Source organism: Shewanella sp. 11B5 (genome assembly GCF_002836795.1).
Taxonomy (GTDB): Bacteria; Pseudomonadota; Gammaproteobacteria; order Enterobacterales; family Shewanellaceae; genus Shewanella; species Shewanella frigidimarina.
In genome coordinates, this window is record NZ_PJAP01000798.1 from 1 (window position 1) to 1723 (window position 1723).

Annotated in this window: 2 protein-coding genes; one reads left to right on the forward strand and one right to left on the reverse strand. The window is 41.3% G+C overall.

Going from position 1 to position 1723, the window contains the following annotated elements; all coding sequences use genetic code 11:
• A partial coding sequence (yfbV, locus tag CXF78_RS16560) for a terminus macrodomain insulation protein YfbV (protein WP_180957194.1) occupies window positions 1-332 on the reverse strand: 332 nt, incomplete at its 3' end.
• 229 nt (window positions 333-561) lie between these two features.
• On the opposite strand from yfbV, the gene CXF78_RS16565 reads away from it, so the two are divergent.
• On the forward strand, window positions 562-1723 hold a 1162-nt coding region (locus CXF78_RS16565), incomplete at its 3' end, for an acetate kinase (protein WP_102037393.1).

Sequence of the window (1723 nt, forward strand, 5' to 3'; positions counted from 1 at the left end):
CCCATCTTAGTCAATGCAGAGGTGAGTTGGTTGCCCCAATCAAATAATGATAACGGTAACGGATGGCTCGCTCGCCAACCTAGCCATAATAAGCCTTGTACTGGCAGGCTAATAAAAAACAGCAACATAGTTAATGCTTGCGGTAAATAATCCCAGCCAAATACGTATAGCTGGCTAGACGCAACGACTAATGCCAACACAGGCATAGCAATTATCGCTAATTGAGTCGCTTTAACGACGCGGTACTCTGGGAAATAAAACCCAAGTTGCCTAACCATTGGCCAGGTCTTCATATAACGTTGACCATCGCCAAGTAATTTAACCAAATTCATGTTCAATATACGGCTACCTTTACTGCTTAGGACATGAGTATAACGATAACATAATACAGTGTCATGCCCCAAATGCACTGGCTGATTTGCATCTATACTGATTTAACTTTCAGTCGTAAATCACGGTAAGAACAACGAAGTGTGGCGTTTATGAAAGAATCATCATAAACCTTAATCAAAATGGAATTTTACTATTTTATTTAGTTTCATTGACTTAAAAGGCGTTAACATGTCAGACAAATTAGTACTCGTGCTCAACTGCGGTAGCTCATCATTAAAATTTGCCATCATTGATGCTCAATCAGGCGATGATAAAGTTTCTGGATTAGCTGAATGTTTTGGTTTAGAAGATTCGCGCATTAAGTGGAAATTTGATGGCGGCAAGAATGAAGCCAAATTAGGTGCCTTTACTGCGCATCGCGAAGCGGTAGAATTTATCGTTAATAACATCTTGGCAGAACACCCAGAACTTGCGGCACAAATTAAAGCCGTTGGTCATCGTATCGTCCATGGTGGCGAAAAGTTTACTCGCTCGGTTATTGTGACTCCTGAAGTCATTCAGGGTATTGAAGATTGTGCGTCATTAGCACCTCTGCATAATCCTGCGCATTTAATTGGTATTCGTGCCGCACTTGCCTCATTCCCAGCGTTGCCACAAGTTGCAGTATTTGACACCGCATTCCATCAAACCATGCCCGAAAAGGCATATATTTATGCCCTTCCTTACAAATTGTATCGTGAACATAGCATTCGTCGTTATGGCATGCATGGTACTAGCAATATCTATATTTGTCGTGAAGCAGCCAAAGTCTTAGGCAAAGAGACTAAAGACACCAATATTATTTGTGCTCATTTAGGCAATGGCGCATCAGTAACCGCGATTAAAGATGGTAAAAGTGTCGACACTTCAATGGGCTTAACCCCGCTTGAAGGTTTAGTCATGGGTACACGTTGCGGCGATTTAGACCCATCAATTATTTTCCATTTAGTTAAACAACTTGGCTATACCCTTGATGAAGTCAATAACCTATTGAATAAGCAAAGTGGTTTACTGGGCATTTCAGAACTCACCAACGATTGTCGTGGTATTGAAGAAGGTTATCAAGACGGTCACAAAGGTGCCACATTAGCCTTAGATATCTTCTGCTATCGTTTAGCCAAATATATCGCCTCTTACACTGTGCCATTAGGGCGTTTAGACGCCATTATCTTTACTGGCGGTATTGGCGAAAACTCAGACCTTATTCGTGAGAAAGTGCTTAATTTATTAGCAATATTTAACTTCAAAGTCGATGATAACTTGAATAAAGCGGCTCGCTTTGGCCAGCAAGGCATCATTACTCAAGTAGGTAGCCCAATTGCTATGGTCATACCGACAAATGAAGAGTGGG